Origin of the sequence: Mesorhizobium sp. M0960 (genome assembly GCF_040319055.1) — a bacterium.
GTDB lineage: Bacteria > Pseudomonadota > Alphaproteobacteria > Rhizobiales > Rhizobiaceae > Mesorhizobium.
In genome coordinates, this window is sequence record NZ_JAMYNN010000003.1 from 424,419 (window position 1) to 449,456 (window position 25,038).

Genomic DNA, 25,038 nt, shown 5'->3' on the forward strand with positions numbered 1-25,038 from the left:
TGACCGATCAGCCGATGAAGCGGCGTCTACAAAATAGAGACGCCGGCGTGGCGGAAGCGATAGAATAGCTTCTGCCGGCGCTTGATGCGGATCGAGGCTGGCCGGCGGATCGGTCGGGAACCTTTTGTCGGCCGATGCATCCAATATCCCGATGAGAAGCCTATCAGGAGATCGCCAATGCCGGCTGTGTTGACGGCAACGTCCGCCGCTTCCGGCGACATGCAGCTTGTCGGCCGCGCGCTGGCACGCGATGGCGATGCATTCCGCACCATCATCAAGACGCACAACCAGAGGCTCTACCGCATCGCCCGCGGCGTTGTGCGCAACGACAGCGAGGCCGAGGACATCGTCCAGGAGGCCTATGTCAGGGCGTTTGCCCACCTCGAGGCCTTTCGTGGCGATGCCTCGCTCGCCACGTGGCTGTCGCGTATCGTCATCAACGAAGCGCTCGGCCGCTTGCGCAAAAGGCGGCGAATGGTGGCGATACCTGAAAATCCGCAAGCCGAAATCATCCGGTTTCCCCTCAACCCGAGCGACGATCCGGAGCGGACGATGGCGCAACGGCAGATCCTTGAGCTTGTCGAACGGGCAACCGACAGTCTTCCCGATGTCTACCGGCTGGTGTTCGTGGCGCGAGTCATCGAGGGGCTGAGCATCGAGGAGACCGGCGAACTGCTTGGCGTGCGACCAGAAACCATCAAGACCCGGCTGCACCGCGCTCGTGCGCTGGTGCGCAAGGCGCTGGACGACCAGATCGGCCCGGTGCTGCTCGACGCGTTTCCGTTCGCGGGCCGGCGCTGTGAACGGCTGACCAATGCCGTGATGCAGCGGCTTGGTCTTTCCGGATAGGTCGCGTCGATTTTCGCGGGAACGTTTTCCGGCGACCTGCATCCAATGAGCATCACTGAAAACGAAGCCCGATGCAGCTCGGCGTCGGGGCGAAGGAGAGCATCATGTTTATTCGATCGACCACGGCACTGGCCGCATTTTTCCTGCTTAGCGCAGCGCCCTTGTCGCAAGCTGCCGACAAGCCGACCGATCCGCAGATCGCACATATCGCCTACACAGCGGGCGTGCTTGACGTCGAGGCGGCCAAGCAGGCGCTGCAGAAATCGAAAAACAAAGAGGTCGTAGATTTCGCCAAGGACATGGTGCGGGATCACGAGGCCGTCAACAAACAGGCTCTCGACCTGGTCAAGAAGCTCAAGGTCACGCCTGAGGACAATCCGACCAGCAAAGCGCTGACCAAGGCGGCGGCCGAGGAACGTGCCAAGCTTGCCAAGCTCAAGGGCGCGGCGTTCGACAAGGCCTATGTCGCCAGCGAGGTGGCCTACCACAAGCAGGTCAATGGCGCGCTCGAAACTCTGCTGATCCCGTCGGCCGGCAATGCCGAGCTGAAGAGCCTGCTGGAAACCGGCCTGAAAATATTCCAGGGCCACGAACAGCACGCCGAACACGTCGCCGGTATGCTGAAGTGAGGATCGGGCCAATGGTGTCGAGGCGGCATCTGTGGGTTGCGCTGGCGCTGACCATCGGCGCCGCACCTGCCAAGGCCGAAACCATTGAGGTGACGATCGACAAGGTTGTGTTTTCGCCCGGAAACATCGAGGCGAAGGTCGGCGACACGATCAAGTGGGTGAACAAGGACGTGTTCGCCCACACGGCAACCGTCAACGGCGGCTGGGAAGTGATGATCCCGCCGAAGCAGGCAGCAAGCCTGATGGTGAAGAAGGCCGAATCGGTCGATTATTTCTGCCGCTTCCATCCCAATATGAAGGGCCATGTGACGGTGACATCGCCCTGACTGGCTAATGCCTGTCGCGCAAAAGTGTGCAGCGGTTTTGCGATAACGACATGCATAAAACAAGAGCCTAAAGCGCGTCGCATGAGGCCGGTCGAACGCGACGTGCTTTTAGGCCGCCAGCCATGCCGTCCCGACAAGAAGCGTGACCAGCGTCAATGGCAGGCCAACCTTGACGAAGGCGATGAAGCCCAGCGGCTTGCCGGAGACCCGCGCGTGCTCGGCAACGATCAGATTGGCGACCGAGCCGAGCAGCGTGAAATTGCCGGCCAGGGTCGAGCTCATGGCGACGACCAGCCAGGCACGCTCTGGATTCTCCAGGCCGGGTATGAACGGCCGCAGCGCCAGCACGGCCGGAACGTTGCTCATGATGTTGGACAGCACTGCGGTGAAGCCGGACAGCCGCCAGACATCATTCAGCCCAAGGTCCTTTGCCGAAGCGACGATGTCGGGCGTCAGCAATGTCTTTTCGGCACCGGCGACGACGATGAACAGCCCGGCGAACATGAACAGCAGCGGCCCGTCGATCTCGCGATAGATGCGCTCAGGCTTGATGGCGCGGGTCAGCAACAGAATCGCACCGCCAATCAGCGCCGCCTTGGCTACGGGAACGCCGGCAAAGAAAGCGACCGCCAAACCGATACAGACGACCACCGCCTTGAGCACCTGCCCCGGCAGCATGCGGCCGCGATAGACTTCGGGGCTGAGCTCGGCCTTGCGCGAAAATTCGGCGCGTTAGACGATGCGGATGATGACGATGACGGCGAAGAGGCCGAACGCCGCGACCGGTGCAAGTGCCGCCGAGAAGGCCGGATAGGAAATCCCCGACAGGGCGCCGATGACCATGTTCTGCGGATTGCCGGTGATGGTGGCGACACTGCCGCAATTCGAGGCCGTGGCGGTGGCGATCAGATAGGGAACCGGGTTGCGGTTGATGACGCGGGTGACATGGACGACGATCGGCGCCATGACCAGGCAGATGGCGTCGTTGACCAGGAATGCCGACAGGACGCCGGTCAACAGCGTCACCATCACCAGCAGCATGAATGGCGCATGCGCATGCTCAATGGCGAACCCGCCGAGCGCGCGAAAAGCGCCGGACACTTTCAGATGCGCCACGACGATCATCATGCCGAGCAAAAGCGTGATGGTGTCGAAGCTGATGGCGCGGTAGGCGTCCTCCATGCTGAGCGCGCCGATGGCGATCATCGCCGCACCGCCGAGCAGCGCGATGCCTGCCCGGTCGAGGCGTAGCCCTGGTATCGTGCCGATGGCGACGCCGGCATAGGTCAGGACCAGGATCAGCAATGCCGCCGCGCCCATCGCTGTCATGTGTTGGAAATCCTGTTCGCGACTGGCGAGTGAACCTGTCCGGAATGGACGCTGAAATATTGGCGATCCCGACAGGATTCGAACCTGTGACCATCGGCTTAGAAGGCCGGTGCTCTATCCAGCTGAGCTACGGGACCGCTGGCCGGCCGCATGACCGGCTGATTGTTGGCGCCGGCAGGGCCGGTATGAGATCAATGCGTCCAGGGCGTCCTGCGGTCATAGCGGAAATTCTCCGCATAGGAAATCTGGCGGCGTTTGATTTCCTTCGGCTCCTCGACGCGGAAAGACAGCCCTTCCTTCTCGGCATAGGCGACCGCCTCTTCCCTGGTGTCAAAGGTCAGCCTGATCTGGCTTCGCATGTCGCCGGACGTGGTGTAGCCCATCAGCGGATCGATCTTCTTGCGCTGCTCCGGATCGAATTCCAGCACCCAATAGCCGGTCTTGGCCTTGCCGGACTGCATCGCGGTTTTGGCTGGGCTGAAAATGCGGGCTGACATGACCACCTCATTGCTGGTTGCAAGCACACGACCTCGAAACCAGATTACTATTCTCTGGCCATGCACTAGCCCGTCATTACTGCGCAATGGCGCCGGCAGCAAGGCCGATGGCTTTTTACGCTTGCTTTGGCGGGCCGAAATCAATAGGCAACAGACCGTTCGGAGTGTAGCGCAGCCTGGTAGCGCATCTGGTTTGGGACCAGAGGGTCGGGAGTTCGAATCTCTCCACTCCGACCATTCATCAAGCAAATCTCGTCGGCAGCGCAAGCTGATCACGCTCGAGCGTGATCCGTCGCCGTATCATGCTCAGGCAACGGACGGACAGCACGAGCCTGCGCTGCCCGTCCGATATGGAAGATGTCAGCCCTGGATGAAGGCCAGCAGATCCGGATTGATGATCTCCGGATGGGTGGTGCACATGCCGTGCGGCAGGCCCTTGTAGATCTTGAGCGTGCCGTGCTTCACCAGCTTGGCCGCAAGCAGCGCGGAATCGGCGATCGGCACGATCTGGTCGTCGTCGCCATGCATGATCAGGACGGGAACCTCGATCTTTTTGAGATCGTCGGTGAAATCGGTCTCCGAGAATGCCTTGATGCAGTCGTAATGGGCCTTGGCTCCGCCCATCATGCCCTGGCGCCACCAATTGTCGACGGCGCCTTGCGAGATCTTGGCGCCGTCGCGGTTGAAGCCATAGAACGGGCCGGCCGGCACATCCCTGTAGAACTGGGCGCGATTAGCGGCCAGAGCCGCGCGAAAGCCGTCGAAGACTTCGATCGGCAAGCCGCCGGGGTTGCTGTCGGTCTTGACCATAATCGGCGGCACGGCGCCGATCAGCACCGCCTTGGCAACACGGCCTCCGCCGCCATAAAGCGCGACGTAACGCGCCACCTCGCCGCCACCGGTCGAGTGGCCGATGTGGATCGCATCCCTGAGATCGAGATGCGCCGCGAGCGCCGCAACATCGGCGGCGTAGGTGTCCATCTCATTGCCGGTCGCGGTCTGCGACGAGCGGCCGTGGCCGCGGCGGTCATGGGCGATGACGCGGTAGCCCTTTTCGACGAAGAACAGCATCTGGTTGTCCCAGTCGTCTGAGCTCAGCGGCCAGCCGTGATGGAACACGATCGGCTGGCCCTTGCCCCAATCCTTATAGAAAATCTCGGTGCCGTCATGGGTGGTGAATGTGCTCATCGTCCTACTCCTTGATGGAAAGCTGGGAGGTAACAGGGAAGCTTTTAGCCCCTTCAGCTGGACAAATTATAACAGTGCGGTCAGGGTGAGCATTGGCAAAACGGACATTCAACGTGGCAAAACTGACAAATGACGGCTGCGCGTGATCTGATCGAAATCGGCCTTGTCTTGTATCCCGGCGTGCAGGAAGCAGCCGTGCTCGGCCTGACCGATCTTTTCATGCTGGCAAACCGGCTGGCTGTCGAGCGGTCGCCGGAGGCGGCGAGGCTTCGCGTCAGCCATTGGCAATTGGACGCGGGCAATACCGTAATCCGCACCTTCGACAGCGACCCCGGCGCCGACAATGAACCGGCCATGGTCATCCTGCCGCCGACCCTGCTGCAGCCGATCCCTCGCGAGGCGGCCGCGCCCTATGCCGGCTGGCTCAGGGACCGTCATGCGGCAGGCGCGACGCTCGGTTCGGTCTGTGCCGGCGCCTTCGTGCTTGCCGAGACCGGCCTGTTGTCCGGTCGCGCCGCGACAACGCACTGGGCCTATCGCGACGCGCTGGCGCTACGCTTTCCAGACATCTTGCTCGACGCCGACAGGCTGGTCATCGACGATGGCGACATCATCACCGCGGGCGGCTACATGGCCTGGACCGACCTCGGCCTCAAGCTCGTGGACAGGGTGCTCGGGTCAACCGTCATGATGGACACGGCGCGTTTCATGCTGGTCGATCCGCCGGGCCGCGAGCAACGTTTTTACAGCCCGTTTGCGCCGCGATTGACCCATGACGACGAAGCGATCCTCAAGGTGCAGCATTGGCTGCAGGCGAACGGCGCGCGCGACGTGACGCTCGGCGCCATGGCCGAGCATGCGGGGCTGGAGGAGCGGACCTTTCTGCGACGCTTCCGAAACGCCACTGGCCTCAGGCCGACCGAATATTGTCAGCACCTGCGGGTCGGCAAGGCGCGCGAGATGCTGGAAACCACGATACGATCGATCGACCAGATCGCCTGGGAGGTCGGCTATGACGATCCCGGCTCCTTCCGCAAGGTATTCGCCAGGATAACCGGCCTGGTGCCCGGCGATTATCGCCGGCGCTTTGGCGTGGAATGAGCTGTGATTGCGGGTGGAGAGAGCTGAGGCCCGGCCGCCGCGCAATGGCGCTATCGATTCGATGCTGCCAAAGGCAAGCTCGCCGGGAAGAGAACCCCAACCACCCCATCTCCCGGCGAGCCTACTTACCTGATTGATACGCAATCAGGACCGGGATCAGCCGGCAAGCTCTTTGTTGCAAGACAGATGCCAGTCTTTCTTCTCGAAATGGGACACAGACGGGAATGAGCTCCCTGATGTTCACGCCGAGGCTTTTTGCCTGATGTGCCGGATCAGTCGAATTCCTGAAATCAGCAGCAATGCGCCTCCGACTTCCACGACCAGGATCACGGCCGAGCCCCAGGGAATAGCTGGCCAAAACTCCGAAAAGGCTTGCCTGAGCCAGGTGCTATGAGCAGGCTCCTCGCCGTAAGTCCTGAGCATCAAGTCCGCGTAATCGAAGATCTCTTGGACCACGATCGCCGACCAGAACAGCGATGAGACAAGCCATATCAGTGCGATTCGTCTGACGATCGGGCTCATTCCAATACCTACTGTCAAAAAGATCGACTTGATTAGCACACCCGCCAAACGAGATCATCCCGCTATATCTCGAACTCGCCCTGCCCTTCATCCATGGCGCTGACCGTCTCGGCTGCGAGCGCTCGCGTTATCGGCGTCTTGCGCTCGAGCGCGGTGCGGTCGAGCCGTTCGACCACCCGCATGGCGGTGGCCAGCGAGCGTTCGATGCGGCGCACCAGGTATTGCACGACATGCGGCTCGACCTCGACCTGGCGGTCGGCGAACAGTTTTGTGATGACGCCGGCCAGCAAGAGATCGTCGGGCTCGTGGATCTCGACGGTAGCCGCCGCCTTGAGCCGCGACGCCAGGTCGGGCAGCCTGACGCCCCAGGCGGAGGGAAAGCGGCGCGCCGTCAACAGTAAGGTCGAGCCGGCGCCGCGCACCGCATTGATCAGGTGGAACAGGCCGTGCTCGTCGACCGGGCCGGCGTCGACATCGTCGATCAGGGCCGGATGCGCGCCGAGATTTTCGATACAGTCGCCGATGCGGGCGGCCTCCACTTTCACCGCGTCGGCGCGGGTCCGCCAGATCGAGGCCAGATGGGTTTTTCCCGAGCCGGCCGGCCCAGCCAGCACGACAACCGGCGACGGCCAGTCCGGCCAGCGGTCGACAAGCGCCGCGGCCTGGCTGTTGGTGGCGGAGACGACGAGCTCGTCACGCGAATAGCCGGTGCCGTGGCCTAGATCGAGCGGCAATTGGCGCGGCGGATCGATCTTGTTGTCCGGCATCTGGCTCAACCGCGCGCGCCCCCGCGGCGCCGAACCGGCAGCGGCGGCACCGGCTCGTCGGCATGGCCCTTGTAGAGCGGCGATTCGAGATAGCGCGCGATGGCGAAACGCACCAGAACGGCAACGGCGGCGGAAGCCGGAACGGCGATCAGCAGGCCGACGAAGCCGAACAGCGCGCCGAAGGCAAACAGCGCAAACATCAGCCATACCGGATGCAGGCCGACGCTTTTGCCGACTAACCGCGGCTGCAGGATGTTGCCCTCGATGAACTGGCCGACGAAGAACACGCCTGCCACTGCCGCGATCATGGTCCAGTCCGGCCAGAACTGGACGAAGGCAACGCCGACAGCCAGCACCAGCCCGGTCAGCGAGCCGACATAGGGGATGAACGAGATCAGCCCGGCGAACAGGCCGATGAGGATGCCGAAATTCAGGCCCGTCAGCGTCAGGCCGGTGGCATACATGGCGCCGAGCACCAGGCAGAGCGTACCCTGGCCGCGCACGAAGCCGGCGGTCGCGGTGTTGATGTCCCTGGCGATCGCCCGGACCGTCTTGACATAGTCGCGCGGCACCCAGCCGTCGACGATTGCCACCATGCGGTCCCAGTCGAGCAGCATGTAGAAGGCGACGACCGGCGTCACCACGAACAGGCTGACAACCGAGACCAGCGCCACGCCGGAGCTCCAGATCGAGGTGAAGACCGTAGTCAGGAGACCGAAGCCGGAGGTCAGCAGCGAGTTCAGCCCTTCGCGCAGGCCATTGGCGTCGACGCCGAATTTCTCTTCCAGCCATTTCGGGTCGAAACTGGTGATCAGGCTCTGCAGCCGGGTCAGATAGTCCGGCAGCTTGCTGGCGAAATCAGCCATCTGCGAGGCGAGCACCGGAACCAGGATGACGACGGCCAGCACCAGGACGACGATAAAGGCGATGAGGATGACCACCGTCGCCATCAGCCTGGACAGGCCGAGCCGCTCCAGCCGGTCAGCGACAGGGTCGAGGAAATAGGCGAGCACCATGCCGGCGACGAAGGGCAGAAGGATGCCGCTGAAGACATAGAGGAAGACGGCGAGGATGATGGCGCTGACCAGCCAGAAGCGGATCTGGCGGCGAAACGACGCCGATGCCGCAGCCTCCGCTGCCGCGGCTTCGGCCTCGGCGTCGATCGACCGTTCGTCGGGTGCCTGGTGTTCAGGTGCCCCGCGTTCAGGTGCCGGGTGTGGAGCCTTCGCCATAGCCGCTCATATGCCTCAGCCAAGCCACGAGATAGGCCGCGGCCGAAGCCACGGTCAAGACCCCGGACAGCAATATGAGGGCCGGCCTCAGCGGATCGAGACGGATGTCAAAGGCGAGTTCGCCCAACACCACTGCCGCCAGCACGATCTGGATCGCGGTGTTGGCCTTCGACACCAGGAGCGGCTTCATCTCAACCGGATGCGCCATGACGGTGGACAAAAGCACGGCGCAGACGATCAGCGCGTCGCGCGACACCATGGTGATGACCAGCCACAGCGGCAACTCGCCGCTGATGCCCATGACCACGAAGACGGAGACCAGCAGCAGCTTGTCGGCCATCGGGTCGAGATAGGCGCCGAGCCTGGAAAACTGATTGAAATGGCGGGCGATGAAGCCGTCGACGCCGTCGGAAATGCCGGCAATGAGGAAGCCGGCAAAGGCCCAGTCCCAGCGTTCCTGCAGCATGGCCAGCACCACGGCCGGCACCAGCACGAAGCGCATGATCGTGATCATGTTGGGGATGGTCAAACGCATTATCCCGTCGCTCTTGTTTGTCGATACATGATGGAGATGAATGGTTACGGCAAGTGAGAAGCGACAAAAGTTGGGCCGTGCATGGGTTTGTCGAGAGCGCACTGGCAGCGAAGCTGTTTTGGAACAAGCGGCGCAGTGGCTGGACTCTTCGGCAACCATCAAGGCACCATGGCGCAACAAAGAGGGAGTGGAACCTTGTCTTTGGCCGTTGGCGAAGCGCGTAAGTATCTCGATACGTTCATGATGGGACATGGCTTTCGCCGCATCCGGAAAGGCGTCTTCGAAGTCGACCGGAGCGACGATATCAGCCTGATTCTCGAAGAGGCCTTTACTGCAAGCTCTGGCGATGTTCATGTGAACATGCTCGTTTACCTGGACTTTCTTACCGTCAGGCCGTTGCTTGAAAGGCTGTACGGCAAAAAATGGATCTGGCCCGGACTGTCGCAGTTTCATCCCGAAACGATATTTAACAATGAGCTGAAAGCTTATGCTCGTTACTTTGAGAACCTTGACCAGACGAGCATAGATAGGTTGCTGGGGAAATATGTCGAGCTGGCGCGACGGATCAGGGCTCAGAATCCGGACCTCGCCAGTTACGTCGCCGGACATAGCGAGCTGCTCGACAAACCTTACGAATTCACACAGCCCTTCGCAGTTCGGATCCTCGCGCTGATTGCCTGCGAAATCGAACTTGGGCACTACGAGCGGGTGAGGCAGGCTGTGCACTGGATTCGAACGAACAATAGCGGAATAGCGCTGAGCGGCTACGCCAAGGCACAACTCGACCGCGTCGACATGGTTCTGGCGGAACGAGAGGGGCGTCCATAAGGGCGGCAGCTTGGGCGACTGTCCACTCTTTTGTCGAGCCAAGACAGTCTGATCCCGCCGTCACCCTTGCGAGGTGCGGCCGTTCATGCGAAGAGCCCGGGAAAGCAATAGCTTATTTTCCCTACTGCTGAATGACGATGGCGCAGAGAATCACAATCGCTTGGCGAGTAACGCTTTGCTATCTGGCCGGACTGACAGAAAGTCTGCTGGCTTTCGCATCTTTCGGAGCCCCGCACCGCAACATAGCGACGCAAGATCTTCTGTGGGCATTCGCTCTTGAGCTGGCCGTGGGCGTGGTCGTCTCTTGGCCCTCTGGCTGACGGCTGCGGTCGTGGCGTTTCTGTTCGCGAGGTCGGTCGTTGCAAATCCAGGTCTGTGGGCTGCCGCGGCGGCTTTGGTCGCCGCCGGCTTCTCGTATGGAATCCTGCCCTTCGACGGTGAAATCAGGTCTCTTGCCACCGTCGTGGCCTCGCCGCAATTCTGGCGGGGATTTCTTTTTACTGTTGGAGTATATCGCGCCCGGTTCCGCCGGTATCCAACTGAAAACACCATCATCGCGCGCTTGCCTTGCGGGGCAAAACCGTTCATGCGAAGAGCCCGCAAGCGAATGAAACCAGCGACAGGCAAGCGCAACAGATGAGCAGGCGCCGGAAATGAGCAAGCGCAAGAACGGGCTCACCTATGCCGAAGCGGGCGTCGACATCGATGCCGGCAATCTCATGGTCGAGAAGATCAAGCCGCTGGTGCGTGCGACCCGCCGGCCGGGCGCCGATGGCGAGATCGGCGGCTTCGGCGGCATGTTCGACCTAAAGGCCGCCGGCTTCACCGATCCGGTGCTGGTCGCCGCCAATGACGGCGTCGGCACCAAGCTGAAGATCGCCATCGACGCCGGCAAGCACGATACGATCGGCATCGACCTCGTCGCCATGTGCGTCAACGACATCGTCGTGCAAGGCGCCGAGCCGCTGTTCTTCCTCGACTATTTCGCCACCGGCAAGCTCGATCCCGACCAGGGTGCTTCGATCGTCGGTGGTATCGCCGCCGGCTGCCGGCAGGCCGGCTGCGCGCTGATCGGCGGCGAGACGGCGGAAATGCCGGGCATGTATCACGACAAGGACTACGACCTTGCCGGCTTTGCCGTCGGTGCCGCCGAACGCGGCCAGCTGCTGCCGACCGACGACATCGTCGAGGGCGACGTGCTGCTCGGCCTTGCCTCGTCGGGCCTGCATTCGAACGGCTTTTCGCTGGTCCGCCGCATCGTTGCCGTAAGCGGCCTTGGCTGGGGCGATCCGGCGCCGTTCAATGACGAGGCGACACTTGCCGAGGCGCTGCTCGAGCCGACGCGCATCTACGTCAAGTCGATTCTCAAGGCGATCCGCAACACGCATGGCATCAAGGCGCTGGCCCATATCACCGGCGGCGGCTTTCCCGAAAACATCCCGCGCGTTCTGCCCAAGGATTTTTCGGCCGAGCTCGATCTCGGCGCCATCGAGGTGCCACCGGTGTTTTCGTGGCTGGCCAAGACCGGCGGCGTCGCGCCGGAAGAGATGATGCGCACCTTCAATTGCGGCATCGGCATGATCCTGGTCGTCGCCTCCGGTCAGGCGGCGCAGGTCGCCGCCGTTCTGCAGGAGGCCGGCGAGACGGTGACGCCGATCGGCCAGATCGTGCCGCGCCGCGATGCCGGCGTCATCTATCGGGGCTCGATCGGCCTATGACCAGGAAACGCACCGTAGTGCTTATTTCGGGGCGCGGCTCCAACATGACGGCGCTGATCGCGGCCGCCGGCAGCCCGGCCTATCCGGCCGAGATTGTCGGCGTCATCTCCGATCGCGCCAATGCCGCCGGCCTCGGCATCGCCGCGGCTCGCGGCATCGCCATCAAGGTGATTTCGCGCTCCGACTATGCCAGCAAGGAAGCGCATGACGGGGCGATCGATGCGGCCCTTGTCTCGTTCGGCGCCGAAATCGTCGCGCTGGCCGGCTATATGCGCATCCTCGGCGCGCGTTTCGTCGAGAAGTGGCAGGGCCGGATGGTTAATATCCACCCTGCCCTGCTGCCTGCCTTCAAGGGGCTGGATACGCACGCGCGAGCCATCCGCGCAGGCATGCGCATCCATGGCTGCACAGTGCATTTCGTCACGCTCGACATGGATGACGGGCCGATCATCGCCCAGGCCGCAGTGCCGGTGATGGTCGGCGACAATGAGGACACGCTGGCCGCGCGCGTGCTCAAGGCCGAGCACCAGCTCTATCCGCTGGCGCTGGGCCTGGTCGCCGAAGGCAAGGCGCGGATGGAAGGCGGCCGCACGGTGTTTTCGCGCTTCGCCGACGATGCCGACAATGCCACGTCGGTGGTGATCGCGCCCGACCCGCTGCGCGAAGAGACCGATCTCGAGCACCTGGCGCGGATAACGCCGTGAGGGTCCGTAGAAAAAGCCAATAAATCGTCGGGGTCGGCAGAAACAGACCAATGGACGTTTTCGACAGCGCGATCCGCACAAAAGGTGATCTCGCCGGCGTCTTCGAGTATGACGAGGCGGACGATCCGAACAGTGCCACGGCATATTTCTATCTTTGTCGAACCGAGGACGGGCGGGCCGATTCTGTCATCGAAGCAATTCACATTCGATCGGGCGATTGGGCTATCACTGAAGCAGACATTTCGGTCAGATGGGATAAAGATGAACGGCGCGTAGGCCTGTTCATCTTTGGTGTGCTTTGGGCGAGTTTTGATACCGCCATGGGCACAAAGCATGGCGGCGGATATGGGAAAGACTTTCAGCCGGACATCCCTTGGACTTGAATTGAAACCATGATGCAATTGCTGCTCCTGCGTCACGCTAAGTCGAGCTGGGACGATCCTGGCCTCATCGATTTCGACCGGCCGCTGTCCGGGCGCGGGCGGAAAGCAGCGCCGCTGGTCGGGCGCGAACTGACCCGGCGCGGCTGGCTGCCGGAGCTGGCGCTGGTGTCGCCGGCGCTGCGCACCCGCGACACATGGCGGCTGGTTTCGGCGGAATTGCCGGCGAAGGTGCAGGCCAAATTTGCCCAGGCGCTCTACGAGGCAGCGGCGGCGGACATCCTCGCCAAGGTGCGGCAAGTAAAGGCGGAGACCGGAACGCTGCTGGTGCTTGGCCACAATCCCGGGTTGGAGGAGTTCGCGCGCGGGCTTGCCGGGGCTGGATCGGATGAAGCGGCGCTGAAAAAGCTGGCGGAAAAATTCCCGACCGCGGCCCTGGCTCGGTTCGACGTCGATGGCGATTGGGCCGGTCTCACCTTCGGCAGCGCCCGACTGACGCACTGCATTTGGCCGAAGGATCTGCGTTAGGGATTTACCAACAGGCCGGGGGAAAAACCGCCGATCCCTCGACCGACCGAGCTTCGCACAAACAAGAGCGGCGGGCCAAGCCCGCCGTTCTTTGTGCTCCCGGGGTTTGAGGAACTAGCGGCCCCAGTTGCCCCGGCCAGATTGGGGCACTACGGGCTGATCCGTGCCGAACCGGGTCGTCGCCCCGGTGTCGACGGCGTTGTGCTCAGCCGTCAGCGGCTTGCGGATGGAACCGGTAAACCCGCTGTCGATAGCGCCGACAGGCGCATTGCCAACAGGCGCGGCCGGCTGGTTGGCACCGTCCGAACCATAGTGGTCGCTGCCGGCAAAGGCGCTGCCCGTGGCGGTGAGGACGATAGCGGCGATGGTAAGAGCAATCTTGGTCATTTCGGGTACTCCAGTGTGCTGGTCATTCGTGAGTTGTCGTTGCTTTCGACGCATTCGAGATGAGAGCGCTGCCCGCGCCGACGAATACGCATCGGCTTTTTCCGACGTGCACGTTGCTGGACGATTTCAGCAACCGAGATTGTGGCTACAGATGAAACCTGCAATTCAAAGTATTCGATTGGCGCAGGATTCAATCCAGAGCTCGTCCCGGCTGATACGCGAAAGCAAGAGTAGCGGGCCGAGCCCGCCGCTCTTTGTGTTCCGGGGCTGTGATAATCAGCGGCCCCAGATGCCTTGGCCGGATTCAGGCGCCACCGACTCGGAAGTCGTCTTGGCACCGGTATGCTCGGAAGTAACCGGCTTGCGGATCGAGCCGGTGAACGTGTTGTCAACGTTGGCAGCAGGAGCGGCCGGCTGGTTGACGTTGTCCGAGCCATAATGGTCGCTGCCCGCAAAAGCGGTGCCGGTGGCAACGAGGATGGCGGCGGCGGTAAGAGCGATCTTGGTCATTTCAGGTACTCCGGTATTTCTCTGTTCTGTCCGTCAAGTGGCGTGCCTTGGGAGGAATTCGCGTCGCTCGGACCACCCCGAGATGGGTCGGCACACCTGTCGTTTCCAATCACAAAAATTTTGTGCCGGTGCGCCAAATTGGCCGCTTGAAATCCGGCATGCGGCTCCTTTCGCCACAATGTGCTTGTTTATTTTCAATTGGTTATGCCGAAAAGCGGGATTTGCGGCGCGAGCATTCTTGAGCCGGCGTTCACCCCCTCCTGTATGCTCTGTCAACAGAACCGAACCGTTCGGTTTGACTTCTTTCTTTCGCTTGACTGATCTGCACTTCAGAGCCTCGATCGACATGCCTGCCGACCGATCAATGCCCAGTAAAAATCACGCTGCCAGCTCAGCGCCAGCGGTGTCATGCTTGGGCCGCGCGCTGGCCAGAAGCACCACGGGGCAGTTGCAGGCGGCTAAAACAGCGCCGGCGGTTTCGCCGAAGAACAGGTCCTCACCCGGACGTTGGGTGACACCCATCACGACGATCGCCGCGCCTTTGGCCGCCTCCCTAGTGATCGCCTTGTCGGGTGTGACGCGGGTATGGAACGCGGTGTCGATATGCAGGCCGTAGCGGCCCGCCAAGTCGGCGATGTCTTTCAGCACGGCCTCTTCGCGGCTATGCGACACGGATGTCGACCTGCGCCCCTTGGCTGCTTTTTGCGAGACGTAGAGAACCTTGATCCGCGCCCGGTTTGGACGGGCCAGCGCCAGCGCCAAGTCGGCGGCGCGGCGCGCCACCTGGGTACCGTTGACGGGGACGAGAATGCTGGTGCCGGCCTTCAGCGTTGGCATCTTTTCGGCAGCATTGCCGCCGTTCAGGACCAGGCAAAGCGGGCCGTCAAATCCTGCGGCAATGTCGTTGAGGGCCGGCGCGAAGGCGCCATCGGCGGTCAGCACATTGTCAAGGCCGACCAGCAACAGGCCGTATCCCTTGCGGGCCTCTTCGGCGATCGTCTCACCAGTGGCTTCCAACTCGGTGCGGGCCGTCAGGTGGACTTTGCCGACAAGCGTATCTTCGATCCGTTTTACCGCCTGGGCGCTTTTTTTTGCACCCTTCTTGATTTCCTGCAGGGCGCGCTCCTGCCCCTTGCTGTCGGCTGGCCTGTCAATTCGGCCGTCTTTCGGCTGAAGCAAGGTGGTGGGCAGGCGAAGCAAGGTGGTGGGCATGCCGCTGCCTCCGCCCACCAGTCCGGCGAGATGGGCAGTGAACTTGCCGATCCTGCTGTCGTCGACCAGCACCAGCAGCCGCTCCAGCCTGGAAATGAAGCCGTATTCGTCCAAGGCCTCGCGCTCGACACGCTGCTGCTCGTCGTGACCGACCGGCAGCCGGCCGAGCGCCCAGCGCAGCATCGGCGGCATGGCCAGCGTGGTGACCACGGCCATGGTGACGATCATGGTGAAGAGATTGTGCGACAGGATGTTCATCGACAGGCCGATGCTGGCGACGATCACCTCGGTCGAGCCGCGCGCGTTCATGGCGCTGCCGACGGCGATTGCTTCCTTGAACGACATGGCGGCGAGCCTGGCGCCGATGAAGGCGCCGCCAAACTTGCCGATGCTGGCGATAACCACCAGAGCGCCCGTCAGCATGGCAAGCGTCGGATCGGCAAGCACTGTGAGGTCGGCGGAAAGCCCCGCCATGCCGAAGAAGATCGGCATGAACAGCGCGGTGATGACGCCGCGCAGCTGGCCTTCGATATGGCTGGAGAGGATGGGCGATTCACCGACAAGAATGCCGGCGACGAACGCACCCAGGACGGTATGCACGCCTATCATATTGGTGATCAGCGCCATCACGCCCATGATGATGAGGATCATGGTGATCACCGCGAACTCGCTGTGGAATTGATCGTTGGTCCAGCGGATCAAGGTGAAGACAAGACGGCGGCCAATGGTGAAGGAGAACACCATGAATAGTGCCACCGCGGCGATGGTGGTCACCAGCGGCGCGAACTGCAGCCTGCCATTGGTGGCGATGCCGAAGGTTACGGCGATGATAAGCCAGCCGATCGTGTCCTCGATAATCGCCGAGGAAATAATCACCTGTCCGAGGTTGCGGCGCATGAAGTTCATCTCGCGCACCACCATAGCGACGATCTTGACCGACGAGATCGACAGCGCGGTGCCCAGGAACAGCCCGGCGACGGTGCGTTGCGTGGCGTCAGACAGCAATGCGTCCGGCAGGAACTGCGCCAGCGCGAAACCGCAGATGAAGGGCACCACGACGCCGGTCGCCGAAATGGAAAAACAGGCCGCGCCAACCCGGCGCACCAGCCGCAGGTCCGTCTCCATGCCGGTCAGCAAAAGCAGCATCAGGATGCCGAGCTGTGAGACGGCGTCGATCATGCCCTTTTGCGCAGGATCGCTGGGAAAGATCAGGTGCTGAGCCGATGGCCATAGCCAGCCGAACAGCGAAGGACCGAGCAGGATGCCGCCGATCAGTTGGCCCATGATTGCCGGCTGGCCATAGCGCTGCAGCACTTCGCCCAGGCCGCGCCCGACAAGCAGCAGCAGGACGATCTCGGCAACGAAAGCGCCTTCGCCCGAACCGCCCATTCCCGAAGCCTTGGTTCCGGCAACAAGCGTCTCCGCCGCCCGGGCCGCGCCCACGGGGGCGAAAGCGCAAACCAACAGCGCCAGGCTGGAACGTGTCGGAGCCTGCCAAGCCATGAAACCCCCATCGCCCAATGCACCTGCCCAACAACGCGCGACGATGAGTTGCGTTGCTAGACGTGGACGTCACCGAAGGAGAGTTCGCCGTCGTCGCTCTCCGTCAGGTAGGCTGCCATCAGCAAGCCGGCATAGAGGACGGCGACCAGCACGACGATGGCGCCACCAGGAACTGGACCCAGCGCAGCACTGGCGACGGCCTCACGCATCGACCCGACGAAGCCGATGCGGACGCCTTCGTTTAAGAGGCTGGGGGTCGACAGTTTGAGGATCCAGGCCAGCAGCAGGATAAGCAGCATGTAGATGTAATTCCGACGCAGACGGCGCGCCAAAGCCACGCGTTGCGAAATCAGGAATTTCGGCGCGCGCAGGCTCTCGCCGACGATCAACAGCCAATCGGACGCGAAATCCGGCTGCGGCGAGAATACCTGTGCGAAATAGTGCCGTTCGAACTGGCGCACGCGAGCCCGATAGAAGTCGAAGAAGCGGTATCGCCGCGCCTCTATCCACAGCAGCAGCAGAACAAGCAGCATGGCAAACAGCAGCACGCCATGGTGAGCGCTGGCTGTCGAAAGCGAGACGGACAGCATCGCCGCGACAACCGTTATCGCCCAGTTGCTCGTCCGGTCCAGGCGGTCGCGCCACCCGGCCATGCGCGCAATCTCGGCGCGATGAAAGTGGGACATCGTGGTTACGAGTTCGCCGGACGAAAGCGTTCGCCCGATGGGGTCCGGCGCCGCCAACGCTTCTGCCATGACCATGCCTCCACCCGCCATGCGAAAACGGCCGGAGGAACATATCGTTCCGAACGCTTCAAGTTGCCGGGCGCAGCCAGACCTTGTTGTCGTGGAAGGCGGCGCCGCCATAGGGCGCCGGCGCATCGGCGCCCGTCAGCACGTTGATGCCCTCGCCGCGCTCATGGGCGCTGTTCGGCCAGATGCCTTCGGCGACGACCACGCCGCGCTTGATGCCGTCGAACAGTTTTGCGTGCAGCACCACCTCGCCACGCTGGTTGCCGACTTCGACACGGCCGCCGTCGGCGACGCCGAGTGCCGCCGCATCATCGGGATGCAAGAGCAGCTCCGGCCGGCGCTCTTTTGCCTGCGACACCGGCGTTTCGGCAAAGGTCGAATTGAGGAAATTGCGCGCCGGCGAGGTGGTCAGCCGGAACGGGTGCGCCTCGTCCGCCACCTCGATCAGATCGACATGGTCGGGGAATTCCGGCAGGCTCGCCACCGGCCCGAACAGGCCCATGCTTTTCGGTGGTCGATTGGGCGACGCCTGGCCCGTCCAGTCGGCGCGAAAATGGAACTTCTTGTCGGCATGGCCGAAGCCGTCGAGGTAATGCGCGGCCTCGAAATCCGGCTGCAAATCGACCCATTTTTGCTCTTTCAGGCTCGAAAAGCTGCCCAGCCCGCGCTTGCCCAGAATGACGTCGATATGCTGCTGCTCGGTCATGCCGAAGCCCGGGCGATCGGCGACACCGAGTCTTTTGCCGAGTTCCTCGATGACGAAATGGTTGGTGCGCGGACCTTCCGGCGGGTCGATCAGCTTCGGCCCGAGCGTGATGTGCTGGTTGCCGCCGCCCTTGTAGACGTCGTCATGCTCGAGAAACATCGTCGCCGGCAGCACCACATCGGCGAGCTTGGCGGTGTCGGTCATGAACTGCTCGTGCACGCAGGAGAACAGATCGTCGCGCAAAAAACCCTGCTTCACCAGCCGCTGCTCCGGCGCGACATTGACCGGATTGGTGTTCTGGATCAGCAGCGCCGTCACCGGCGGGCCGCCATAGAGCGCATCCTCAGCCCCGGTCAGCACCGGGCCGATGCGCGAATGGTCGAGATGACGGATCGCGGGGTCGCGCATCCGCGTGCCTTCGAGCAGTTCCTGATTGAGCTTGAAGATGCCCGAATTGGTATGGAAGGCGCCGCCGCCTTCATATTGCCAGCAGCCGGCGACCGCGGCGATCGAGGCTGCGGCGTGCATGTTGACCGAACCGTTGCGCTGGCGCGAAAACCCGTAGCCGAGGCGGAAGTAGGTCTTGTTCGTCGTGCCGACGAGACGGGCGAAGGTCTCGATTTCGTCGACAGAAAGCCCGGTGATATCAGCGGCCCATTGCGGCGTCCTCGTTTGAAGATGCGCTTCCAGACCATGCGGGTCGTCGGTGTATTTTTCCAAATAAGCGCGGTCGGCCATGCCGTCACGGAACAGCACGTGCATCACCGCGCAGGCCAGCGCGCCGTCGGTGCCGGGCTTCAGCACTAGGCCGAGATCGGCCTGCTTCATCGTCGCGTTCTCGTAAACATCGATGACGACGATCTTGGCTGCGCGTTCCTTGCGCGCCTTGATGGCGTGGGTCATGACGTTGACCTGCGTGACCACGGCGTTGGTGCCCCAGATCACCACGCAGTCGGATTTGCCCATCTCGCGCGGATCGGGGCCGCGCAGTGCGCCTGCCCCCATCATCCAGCCGGTCCAGGCCAGATTGGTGCAGATCGAACCGAAGAAGCCGGAGTATTTCTTGGCATGCCTGAGCCGCTCGATGCCGTCGCGCTGCACCAGACCCATTGTGCCGGCATAGTAATAGGGCCAGACCGTCTCCGAGCCGAATTTTGCCTCCGCCGCGATGAACTTTTCGGCGACAAGGTCGAGTGCGGCCTCCCAGCTCGCTTCCTTCCAGGCGCCCTCGCCCTTGGCGCCCGCCCGGATCAGCGGTTTCAGCAGGCGGTCGGGATGATGGACGCGGTCGGCGTAGCGGGCGACCTTGGCGCAGATGACGCCGGCCGTGTAGCTGTTGGCCTTGGCGCCATGGACGCGGCCGATACGCCTGGCGTCAAGCAACTCGACCTCGAGCGCGCAGGTTGAGGGACAATCATGCGGACAGGCCGAATGGCCGATTTTGAGCTTGGCGTGCTGATTCATGGGAGCAAACTAGCCGGTTGTGATAGCGGCGTGTAGGGCCAGTTACACGCCATCAATGCGCTTGAACAAGGCGTTGTAGGCACCGCATTTCGGGCAATGTATGTGGCGCTCGACATGCGATGATCCGGCTCCGGCGTCGATGACCAGCAGATTGCCGTCTCCACACTCAGGACATTTTACGACAGCTCCGGAATTGACGGCCAAAACCTTGGCAGCTTCGATCCACAGTTTTGCCGACATCGTCCTACTCCGCCGTGCCTTCCTCGTACTCCGCCGACATCGACAGCCATTTCTCCTCGTGGCCGGCCAGCTGTTGCGCGAGTTGTGAGCGTTCCTTGGCCAGCCTTGTCGCGGTCGAGGGGTCCTTTTCGTAGACGGCCGGATTGGCGAGTTCGTCCTCGATCAGGTCGATGCGCTTGCGGAGGCGGTCCATCAGCGCTTCGGTGGCGCGGATTTCCTTGGCCAGCGGCTCGAAAGCGGCGCGGCGCGCGGCTGCATCGCGGCGGCGGTCGGCCTTCGAGGCTTTGTCCGCCTCGCGCTTGCCGCGGCGGTCGCCGGAGACGCCGGTGACCAGCGTCTTGTAGTCCTCGAGGTCGCCGTCATACGGGTTAACCGCGCCCTCCTTGACCAGCCACAGCCGGTCGGCGGTCGCTTCGAGCAGATGGCGGTCGTGCGAGATCAGGATGACGGCGCCGGGAAAATCGTTCAGCGCATGGATCAGCGATTCACGGCTGTCGATGTCGAGATGGTTGGTCGGCTCGTCGAGGATGAACAGGTTCGGCCCCTCGAAGGCCGACAGGCCCATCAGGAGCCGCGCCTTTTCGCCGCCGGACAGGTCTTTGGCGGCGGTGTTCATCTTTTCGGTGGTCAGGCCGAACTGCGCGACGCGGCCGCGCACCTTGGATTCCGGCGCGTCCGGCATCAGCCGGCGGACATGCTCATAGGCGTTTTCGTCGGGCCTGAGGTCGTCGAGCTGGTGCTGGGCGAAGATTGCCACCTTCAGCCCGGGCGCCACGGTCATGCCGCCGGTCTCCGGCTTCAGCCGGCCGGCCAACAGCTTGGCGAAGGTCGACTTGCCGTTGCCGTTGGCGCCGAGCAGCGCGATGCGGTCGTCGGCATCGACGCGCAGCGTCATCTTCTTCAGGATCGGCGCACCCTCGGTATAACCGACATTGACGTTGTTCAGCGCGATGATCGGCGAGGCCACCGTCTTCACCGGCTCCGGAAAGGAGAACGGCCGAACCGTGTCGTTCACAATCGCGGCGATCGGCTTCATCTTCTCCAGCGCCTTGATGCGCGACTGCGCCTGCCTCGCCTTCGACGCCTTGGCGCGGAAGCGCTCGACGAAGGATTCCATGTGCTTGCGCGCGGCTTCCTGCTTCACGCGGCCCTTCTCCTGCAATTCGCGCTGCTCGGTATATTGGCGCTCGAACTGATCGTAGCCGCCGCGCCAGAACGTCAGCTTCTTCTGGTCGAGATGGACGATCGAATTGACGGCTCGGTTGAGCAGGTCGCGGTCGTGCGAAATCAGCAGCACAGTGTGCGGGTATTTCGACACGTAGTTTTCCAGCCACAGCGTGCCTTCGAGATCGAGATAATTGGTCGGCTCGTCGAGCAGCAGCAGATCGGGCTCGGCAAACAGCACCGCGGCCAGCGCGACGCGCATGCGCCAGCCGCCGGAGAAGGACGAGGCCGGGCGCCGTTGTGCGGCGTCGTCGAAGCCGAGGCCGGCGAGAATGGTGGCGGCGCGTGACTCGGCCGAGTGCGCATCGATATCGGCCAGCCGCATATGGATATCGGCGATGCGGTGCGGATCGGTCGCCGTCTTTTCCTCTTCGAGCAGCGCACTCCGTTCAAGGTCGGCCTTGAGCACGATCTCGATCAGCGGCTCCTCGGTGCCCGGCGCTTCCTGAGCGACCTGGCCGATGCGTGTGTTCTTGGGCAGGCTGATCGAGCCGGTCTCGGAGGCGAGGTCGCCGGTGATCGCCTTGAACAAGGTCGTCTTGCCGGTGCCGTTGCGGCCGACAAGGCCAGCCTTGCTGCCGGCCGGCAAGGTCAGCGAGGCATGGTCGAGAAGCAGGCGTCCGGCCATGCGGAGCGAAAGGTCGTTGATGATCAGCATGGCCGCGCTTTTGCACGGGACAACCATGCTTCGCAAGGGCTTGAGCCCCGGTTCGCCGCATAAGGCGCGAAAACCGGCAAGCAGGTGACGTCGACCCCCGCGCACCGCGACTTCCCGCAAAACGCAAAAAGAACCCGCTATCCTGAGGGGGGACAAGGAAAGCGGGTTCTTTCGTGAACGGCGGCCTTGGGAGCGTCCGATCGACACCCAAACACGCAGCAGCCGGGTTTGTTCCATGGGATAGACAAACCATGTGATGAACAAACGCTGGCGTGGCGGCAGGTTTGTCCACAGGGCGTGCCGTTTGTACGCTATCGGACCATGACGTTGCGGAAAGACTCGGCTATTCTTGGATGTGCGGCCGGCCTGATCTCCGCCTGGCCGGCGTCATCAGCTTCCTCCCAAGCGGCGCCGGCCACCCTTTTTTGACCGGCGCCGACGCCATTTGAAGCGGTCATTGTTTCGGCGGCGTGCCGGGCTGATCGCCGCCGGTCGTCGACTTCGGCACCGGATTCTTGTCGACCTGCGGATTCTGCTCGACCGTATCGCCAGGGGCCTTGGTCGGCTGGATGTTGTTGTCGCAACCCGCAACGGTCAGCGCTGCCACAAGCAGCAGGATTGAGCGCTTTTTCATCGCAGTCTCCTCTCGCCCGACAACGAGGCGTCGGCGATTTGGTTGCGCGATCGGTGTCGTTCCCGCATTCGCCGAGCAGTCGGGGAACAAAATGCCGCGTCTCCGGTTGCTCCAGAATCAATGGAGGAAGCCATGATCCGTCTGCTTATCGCCGGGGCAATCGTCTATGTTGCCTATCGCGTCGCCAAGAAAGTGATCGACGAGGTGCCCGACGATTTCGATCCGCTGCTGCTGCCGCCACCAGAAGACGATCGCGAGGCGCTGCGGCGGCAATCGGCAAGGATGGGCGTCGAGCCCGGGCGTTAGTCAACAGGCCTGCCCGCAAGGCTTCTTCGTTCACGAGCCCTATCCCGGCTCCGCAAACCGTTGCGAACAAAGCAGAAACGATGCTTGATGGGCGATGAACCTCGCCGCCCGTGATTCGTCCTTCCAGCCGGCCTATCTGGCAAAGCTCAACGCCGAGCAGCGGCTTGCCGTCGAACATGGCGACGGCAAGGTCGCGGGACCATTGCTGGTGATTGCCGGCGCCGGCTCCGGCAAGACCAACACGCTGGCGCACCGGGTCGCGCATCTGATCGTTAGGGGTGCCGATCCGCGCCGCATCCTCTTGATGACATTTTCCCGCCGTGCCGCGGCGGAAATGGCCAAGCGGGTCGAGCGCATCGCCGGCGAGGTGCTGGGCCGCGATGCTTCTGTCATCACCGATGCGCTGAGCTGGGCCGGCACGTTCCACGGCATTGGCGCCAGGCTGCTGCGTGATTATGCGCTGGAGATCGGTCTCGATCCCGCCTTCACCATCCACGACCGCGAGGATTCCGCCGACCTGATGAACCTCGCCCGCCACGAGCTTGGGTTTTCGAAGACCGAAGCCCGCTTCCCGACCAAGGGCACCTGCCTTGCGATCTATTCGCGTGCCGTCAATGCACAGGCGCCGCTCGGCGAGGTGCTGGGTTCGGTGTTCCCGTGGTGCGCCGGCTGGGCCGAACAGCTGAAACAATTATTCGCCAGATATGTCGAGGCCAAGCAGGCGCAGAACGTGCTCGATTACGACGATCTGCTGCTCTACTGGGCGCAGATGGCCGGCGAGCCGGAAATCGCCGCGCATCTGGGTGCACGTTTCGACCATGTGCTGGTCGATGAATACCAGGACACCAACCGGCTGCAGGCCTCGATCCTGACGGCCCTCAAGCCCGACGGATCGGGGCTGACGGTGGTCGGCGACGACGCGCAGTCGATCTATTCGTTCCGCGCCGCGGAAGTGCGCAATATCCTGGATTTTCCCAAGCAGTTCGCGCAGCCGGCCGAGGTCGTCATGCTGGAGCGCAACTACCGCTCGACCGAGACGATCCTGGCGGCGGCCAATGCGGTGATCGGCGAAGCGTCGGAACGTTTCACCAAAAATCTCTGGTCGGAGCGCAAATCGGCGGAAAAGCCGAAGCTGGTGAGCGTGCGCGACGAGATCGAGCAGGCGAGCTATGTCTGCCAGGCGATACTCACCGAGCGCGAGGCCGGTACCGTTCTCAAAGCGCAGGCCGTGCTGTTTCGCGCCTCGCACCATAGCGGCCCGCTGGAGATCGAACTGACGCGCCGCAACATCCCCTTCGTCAAATTCGGCGGGCTGAAATTCCTCGATGCCGCCCACGTCAAGGACGTGCTGGCCGTGCTGCGCTTTGCCGAAAACCCGCGCGACCGCGTCGCCGGCTTTCGCGTGCTGCAACTTCTGCCCGGCATCGGCCCTTCGGCCGCCAATGCGATCGTCGAGACCATGGCGACGTCGCTCGACGAGACGATGGGGCTTGCGCGCTACCGGCCGCCGCAGCGGGCCGCCGACGACTGGCCGGGCTTTGTCGCGCTCTATTGCGGCCTGCGCGCCGGCGCAAAGAAATGGCCGGCCGACATCGAGCAGGTCAGGCTCTGGTACGAGCCGCATCTGGAACGCATCCACGAGGATGCGACGACGCGCCGGGCCGATCTCCTGCAGCTCGAGCAGATCGCCTCCGGCTATGGATCGCGCGAGCGCTTCCTCACCGAGCTGACGCTCGATCCGCCGGACGCGACCAGCGACGAAGCCGGACCTCCGCACCGCGACGAGGATTATCTGATCCTGTCGACCATCCATTCGGCCAAGGGCCAGGAGTGGAAGAACGTCTTCGTGCTCAACACCGTCGACGGCTGCATCCCGATCGACCTAGGGGTCGGCAGCAAGGAGGACGTCGACGAGGAGCGGCGGCTGCTCTACGTGGCCATGACGCGGGCCAAGGATAGCCTGCATTTGGTGATGCCGCAGCGTTTTTTCGTCCACGGCCAGGCGGCGCGCGGCGACCGCCATGTCTATGCCTCGCGCACGCGCTTCATCCCGCGCCCGATCCTTGGTGCCTTCGAGCAGGTGGCGTGGGCCAGCGTCCAGGCCAGGGACGATCCGCGCCGCCAGCCGCAGGTGCGCGTCGATCTCGGCGCCCGCATGCGCGGCATGTGGAAATAGGCACCCGCCTCGGCGCGCTGCTCACCCGGGCGAGCGAAAAAAACAAATCACGGCAACATGGAACCTCGCGCCGTGATCCGCGTTTCTGCCCGACCCCCAGACCGGAGAACGGCGTCCGCCGTGACCTCCGCCC

The 25,038-nt window shown here is 62.9% G+C and carries 26 protein-coding genes, 2 tRNA genes and 1 pseudogene; 13 read left to right on the forward strand and 16 right to left on the reverse strand.

Annotated elements, in window-relative coordinates:
* The first annotated feature begins 177 nt into the window (after positions 1 to 177).
* From NKH63_RS10350 to NKH63_RS10360, 3 genes are all read left to right on the forward strand, one after another.
* A complete protein-coding gene (locus tag NKH63_RS10350; protein ID WP_023719752.1) occupies positions 178 to 849 on the forward strand; it encodes an RNA polymerase sigma factor in 672 nt (223 codons plus the stop codon).
* A gap of 104 nt (positions 850 to 953) precedes the next feature.
* Positions 954 to 1,478 carry a DUF4142 domain-containing protein gene (locus tag NKH63_RS10355; RefSeq protein ID WP_023719753.1) on the forward strand — a complete coding sequence of 175 codons (525 nt, stop codon included), beginning with the start codon at positions 954 to 956 and terminating at the stop codon, positions 1,476 to 1,478.
* Positions 1,479 to 1,489: 11 nt separating this feature from the next.
* Positions 1,490 to 1,804 carry a cupredoxin domain-containing protein gene (locus tag NKH63_RS10360; protein WP_352481771.1) on the forward strand — a complete coding sequence of 105 codons (315 nt, stop codon included), beginning with the start codon at positions 1,490 to 1,492 and terminating at the stop codon, positions 1,802 to 1,804.
* Between the two features lie 108 nt (positions 1,805 to 1,912).
* Here NKH63_RS10360 and NKH63_RS10365 read toward each other — a convergent pair.
* From NKH63_RS10365 to NKH63_RS10375, 3 genes and pseudogenes are all read right to left on the reverse strand, one after another.
* Positions 1,913 to 3,133, reverse strand: a pseudogene (locus tag NKH63_RS10365) (anion transporter).
* Between the two features lie 60 nt (positions 3,134 to 3,193).
* Positions 3,194 to 3,270, reverse strand: a tRNA-Arg gene (locus NKH63_RS10370).
* Between the two features lie 54 nt (positions 3,271 to 3,324).
* A complete protein-coding gene (locus NKH63_RS10375; protein WP_352515784.1) occupies positions 3,325 to 3,630 on the reverse strand; it encodes an ETC complex I subunit in 306 nt (101 codons plus the stop codon).
* A gap of 160 nt (positions 3,631 to 3,790) precedes the next feature.
* Here NKH63_RS10375 and NKH63_RS10380 point away from each other — a divergent pair.
* Positions 3,791 to 3,867: transfer RNA gene (locus tag NKH63_RS10380), tRNA-Pro, on the forward strand.
* 123 nt (positions 3,868 to 3,990) lie between these two features.
* On the opposite strand, the gene NKH63_RS10385 is transcribed toward NKH63_RS10380, so the two are convergent.
* The gene (locus tag NKH63_RS10385) at positions 3,991 to 4,818 is read right to left on the reverse strand and encodes an alpha/beta fold hydrolase (RefSeq protein WP_352495572.1); all 828 of its coding nucleotides are present in this window, start codon (positions 4,816 to 4,818) and stop codon (positions 3,991 to 3,993) included.
* 129 nt (positions 4,819 to 4,947) lie between these two features.
* Between NKH63_RS10385 and NKH63_RS10390 the strand changes: the two genes are divergently transcribed.
* The gene (locus NKH63_RS10390) at positions 4,948 to 5,919 is read left to right on the forward strand and encodes a GlxA family transcriptional regulator (RefSeq protein WP_352495573.1); all 972 of its coding nucleotides are present in this window, start codon (positions 4,948 to 4,950) and stop codon (positions 5,917 to 5,919) included.
* A gap of 240 nt (positions 5,920 to 6,159) precedes the next feature.
* Here the strand turns inward: NKH63_RS10390 and NKH63_RS10395 are convergent, their stop codons facing one another.
* The 4 genes from NKH63_RS10395 to NKH63_RS10410 all read right to left on the reverse strand — a co-directional run bounded on the left by NKH63_RS10395 (position 6,160) and on the right by NKH63_RS10410 (position 8,969).
* Positions 6,160 to 6,441, reverse strand: a complete 282-nt coding sequence (locus NKH63_RS10395) for a hypothetical protein (RefSeq protein ID WP_352495574.1) — start codon at positions 6,439 to 6,441, stop codon at positions 6,160 to 6,162.
* 62 nt (positions 6,442 to 6,503) lie between these two features.
* A complete protein-coding gene (hdaA, locus tag NKH63_RS10400; protein ID WP_023719758.1) occupies positions 6,504 to 7,208 on the reverse strand; it encodes a DnaA regulatory inactivator HdaA in 705 nt (234 codons plus the stop codon).
* A gap of 5 nt (positions 7,209 to 7,213) precedes the next feature.
* On the reverse strand, positions 7,214 to 8,440 hold the full coding sequence (locus NKH63_RS10405) for an AI-2E family transporter (protein WP_352481773.1): 1,227 nt from the start codon (positions 8,438 to 8,440) through the stop codon (positions 7,214 to 7,216).
* A complete protein-coding gene (locus NKH63_RS10410) occupies positions 8,412 to 8,969 on the reverse strand; it encodes a CDP-alcohol phosphatidyltransferase family protein (protein WP_023719760.1) in 558 nt (185 codons plus the stop codon). Before NKH63_RS10410 ends, NKH63_RS10405 begins: the two co-directional genes overlap by 29 nt.
* Positions 8,970 to 9,110: 141 nt before the next feature.
* Here NKH63_RS10410 and NKH63_RS10415 point away from each other — a divergent pair, with 141 nt between their 5' ends.
* The 6 genes from NKH63_RS10415 to NKH63_RS10440 all read left to right on the forward strand — a co-directional run bounded on the left by NKH63_RS10415 (position 9,111) and on the right by NKH63_RS10440 (position 13,133).
* Positions 9,111 to 9,803: a hypothetical protein gene (locus NKH63_RS10415; RefSeq protein WP_352481774.1), complete on the forward strand. Its 693-nt coding sequence runs from the start codon at positions 9,111 to 9,113 to the stop codon at positions 9,801 to 9,803.
* Between the two features lie 331 nt (positions 9,804 to 10,134).
* The gene (locus NKH63_RS10420; RefSeq protein WP_352481775.1) at positions 10,135 to 10,443 is read left to right on the forward strand and encodes a hypothetical protein; all 309 of its coding nucleotides are present in this window, start codon (positions 10,135 to 10,137) and stop codon (positions 10,441 to 10,443) included.
* Between the two features lie 13 nt (positions 10,444 to 10,456).
* Positions 10,457 to 11,521 carry a phosphoribosylformylglycinamidine cyclo-ligase gene (gene purM, locus NKH63_RS10425; RefSeq protein ID WP_352481776.1) on the forward strand — a complete coding sequence of 355 codons (1,065 nt, stop codon included), beginning with the start codon at positions 10,457 to 10,459 and terminating at the stop codon, positions 11,519 to 11,521.
* Entirely contained in the window at positions 11,518 to 12,225 is a 708-nt protein-coding gene (gene purN / locus NKH63_RS10430; RefSeq protein ID WP_352481777.1) for a phosphoribosylglycinamide formyltransferase, read from the forward strand. Before purM ends, purN begins: the two co-directional genes overlap by 4 nt.
* Positions 12,226 to 12,275: 50 nt before the next feature.
* On the forward strand, positions 12,276 to 12,608 hold the full coding sequence (locus NKH63_RS10435) for a hypothetical protein (RefSeq protein WP_352481778.1): 333 nt from the start codon (positions 12,276 to 12,278) through the stop codon (positions 12,606 to 12,608).
* Positions 12,609 to 12,617: 9 nt separating this feature from the next.
* Positions 12,618 to 13,133: a SixA phosphatase family protein gene (locus NKH63_RS10440; RefSeq protein WP_023719766.1), complete on the forward strand. Its 516-nt coding sequence runs from the start codon at positions 12,618 to 12,620 to the stop codon at positions 13,131 to 13,133.
* Positions 13,134 to 13,247: 114 nt separating this feature from the next.
* Here NKH63_RS10440 and NKH63_RS10445 read toward each other — a convergent pair whose 3' ends face one another.
* The 8 genes from NKH63_RS10445 to NKH63_RS10480 all read right to left on the reverse strand — a co-directional run bounded on the left by NKH63_RS10445 (position 13,248) and on the right by NKH63_RS10480 (position 22,423).
* Positions 13,248 to 13,520 (reverse strand): DUF680 domain-containing protein, encoded by a 273-nt coding sequence (locus tag NKH63_RS10445; RefSeq protein WP_352481779.1) that lies wholly within the window; start codon positions 13,518 to 13,520, stop codon positions 13,248 to 13,250.
* Between the two features lie 276 nt (positions 13,521 to 13,796).
* Positions 13,797 to 14,030 (reverse strand): DUF680 domain-containing protein, encoded by a 234-nt coding sequence (locus NKH63_RS10450; protein ID WP_254820269.1) that lies wholly within the window; start codon positions 14,028 to 14,030, stop codon positions 13,797 to 13,799.
* A 378-nt stretch (positions 14,031 to 14,408) separates the two neighbouring features.
* Positions 14,409 to 16,631: a cation:proton antiporter domain-containing protein gene (locus tag NKH63_RS10455; protein ID WP_502896321.1), complete on the reverse strand. Its 2,223-nt coding sequence runs from the start codon at positions 16,629 to 16,631 to the stop codon at positions 14,409 to 14,411.
* 170 nt (positions 16,632 to 16,801) lie between these two features.
* Complete coding sequence (locus tag NKH63_RS10460) at positions 16,802 to 17,500, reverse strand: DUF2270 domain-containing protein (RefSeq protein WP_023719770.1); 699 nt, start codon at positions 17,498 to 17,500, stop codon at positions 16,802 to 16,804.
* A 58-nt stretch (positions 17,501 to 17,558) separates the two neighbouring features.
* Positions 17,559 to 19,667, reverse strand: coding sequence for a molybdopterin-containing oxidoreductase family protein (locus NKH63_RS10465; protein ID WP_352481781.1), 2,109 nt, complete (start codon positions 19,665 to 19,667; stop codon positions 17,559 to 17,561).
* A 42-nt stretch (positions 19,668 to 19,709) separates the two neighbouring features.
* Positions 19,710 to 19,907, reverse strand: a complete 198-nt coding sequence (locus NKH63_RS10470) for a hypothetical protein (RefSeq protein ID WP_023719772.1) — start codon at positions 19,905 to 19,907, stop codon at positions 19,710 to 19,712.
* Between the two features lie 4 nt (positions 19,908 to 19,911).
* Entirely contained in the window at positions 19,912 to 21,789 is a 1,878-nt protein-coding gene (locus NKH63_RS10475; RefSeq protein ID WP_023719773.1) for an ABC-F family ATP-binding cassette domain-containing protein, read from the reverse strand.
* 454 nt (positions 21,790 to 22,243) lie between these two features.
* A complete protein-coding gene (locus NKH63_RS10480; protein WP_023719775.1) occupies positions 22,244 to 22,423 on the reverse strand; it encodes a membrane lipoprotein lipid attachment site-containing protein in 180 nt (59 codons plus the stop codon).
* 132 nt (positions 22,424 to 22,555) lie between these two features.
* Here NKH63_RS10480 and NKH63_RS10485 point away from each other — a divergent pair, with 132 nt between their 5' ends.
* Together NKH63_RS10485 and NKH63_RS10490 are read left to right on the forward strand one after the other, a co-directional pair.
* The gene (locus NKH63_RS10485) at positions 22,556 to 22,729 is read left to right on the forward strand and encodes a hypothetical protein (protein ID WP_023719776.1); all 174 of its coding nucleotides are present in this window, start codon (positions 22,556 to 22,558) and stop codon (positions 22,727 to 22,729) included.
* A gap of 94 nt (positions 22,730 to 22,823) precedes the next feature.
* Positions 22,824 to 24,905 (forward strand): ATP-dependent helicase, encoded by a 2,082-nt coding sequence (locus NKH63_RS10490; protein ID WP_352481782.1) that lies wholly within the window; start codon positions 22,824 to 22,826, stop codon positions 24,903 to 24,905.
* Positions 24,906 to 25,038 lie beyond the last annotated feature (133 nt).

What these genes read in the sequence shown, in the direction of transcription:
- NKH63_RS10350 (WP_023719752.1), top strand. Translation starts at nt 178, where the DNA reads ATGCCGGCTGTGTTGACGGCAACGTCCGCCGCTTCCGGCGACATGCAG.
- NKH63_RS10355 (WP_023719753.1), top strand. Translation starts at nt 954, where the DNA reads ATGTTTATTCGATCGACCACGGCACTGGCCGCATTTTTCCTGCTTAGC.
- NKH63_RS10360 (WP_352481771.1), top strand. Translation starts at nt 1,490, where the DNA reads ATGGTGTCGAGGCGGCATCTGTGGGTTGCGCTGGCGCTGACCATCGGC.
- NKH63_RS10375 (WP_352515784.1), bottom strand. Translation starts at nt 3,630, where the DNA reads ATGTCAGCCCGCATTTTCAGCCCAGCCAAAACCGCGATGCAGTCCGGC.
- NKH63_RS10385 (WP_352495572.1), bottom strand. Translation starts at nt 4,818, where the DNA reads ATGAGCACATTCACCACCCATGACGGCACCGAGATTTTCTATAAGGAT.
- NKH63_RS10390 (WP_352495573.1), top strand. Translation starts at nt 4,948, where the DNA reads ATGACGGCTGCGCGTGATCTGATCGAAATCGGCCTTGTCTTGTATCCC.
- NKH63_RS10395 (WP_352495574.1), bottom strand. Translation starts at nt 6,441, where the DNA reads ATGAGCCCGATCGTCAGACGAATCGCACTGATATGGCTTGTCTCATCG.
- hdaA (WP_023719758.1), bottom strand. Translation starts at nt 7,208, where the DNA reads ATGCCGGACAACAAGATCGATCCGCCGCGCCAATTGCCGCTCGATCTA.
- NKH63_RS10405 (WP_352481773.1), bottom strand. Translation starts at nt 8,440, where the DNA reads ATGGCGAAGGCTCCACACCCGGCACCTGAACGCGGGGCACCTGAACAC.
- purM (WP_352481776.1), top strand. Translation starts at nt 10,457, where the DNA reads ATGAGCAAGCGCAAGAACGGGCTCACCTATGCCGAAGCGGGCGTCGAC.
- purN (WP_352481777.1), top strand. Translation starts at nt 11,518, where the DNA reads ATGACCAGGAAACGCACCGTAGTGCTTATTTCGGGGCGCGGCTCCAAC.
- NKH63_RS10435 (WP_352481778.1), top strand. Translation starts at nt 12,276, where the DNA reads ATGGACGTTTTCGACAGCGCGATCCGCACAAAAGGTGATCTCGCCGGC.
- NKH63_RS10440 (WP_023719766.1), top strand. Translation starts at nt 12,618, where the DNA reads ATGATGCAATTGCTGCTCCTGCGTCACGCTAAGTCGAGCTGGGACGAT.
- NKH63_RS10445 (WP_352481779.1), bottom strand. Translation starts at nt 13,520, where the DNA reads ATGACCAAGATTGCTCTTACCATCGCCGCTATCGTCCTCACCGCCACG.
- NKH63_RS10450 (WP_254820269.1), bottom strand. Translation starts at nt 14,030, where the DNA reads ATGACCAAGATCGCTCTTACCGCCGCCGCCATCCTCGTTGCCACCGGC.
- NKH63_RS10455 (WP_502896321.1), bottom strand. Translation starts at nt 16,631, where the DNA reads ATGGGCGGTTCGGGCGAAGGCGCTTTCGTTGCCGAGATCGTCCTGCTG.
- NKH63_RS10460 (WP_023719770.1), bottom strand. Translation starts at nt 17,500, where the DNA reads ATGGCAGAAGCGTTGGCGGCGCCGGACCCCATCGGGCGAACGCTTTCG.
- NKH63_RS10465 (WP_352481781.1), bottom strand. Translation starts at nt 19,667, where the DNA reads ATGAATCAGCACGCCAAGCTCAAAATCGGCCATTCGGCCTGTCCGCAT.
- NKH63_RS10470 (WP_023719772.1), bottom strand. Translation starts at nt 19,907, where the DNA reads ATGTCGGCAAAACTGTGGATCGAAGCTGCCAAGGTTTTGGCCGTCAAT.
- NKH63_RS10475 (WP_023719773.1), bottom strand. Translation starts at nt 21,789, where the DNA reads ATGCTGATCATCAACGACCTTTCGCTCCGCATGGCCGGACGCCTGCTT.
- NKH63_RS10480 (WP_023719775.1), bottom strand. Translation starts at nt 22,423, where the DNA reads ATGAAAAAGCGCTCAATCCTGCTGCTTGTGGCAGCGCTGACCGTTGCG.
- NKH63_RS10485 (WP_023719776.1), top strand. Translation starts at nt 22,556, where the DNA reads ATGATCCGTCTGCTTATCGCCGGGGCAATCGTCTATGTTGCCTATCGC.
- NKH63_RS10490 (WP_352481782.1), top strand. Translation starts at nt 22,824, where the DNA reads ATGAACCTCGCCGCCCGTGATTCGTCCTTCCAGCCGGCCTATCTGGCA.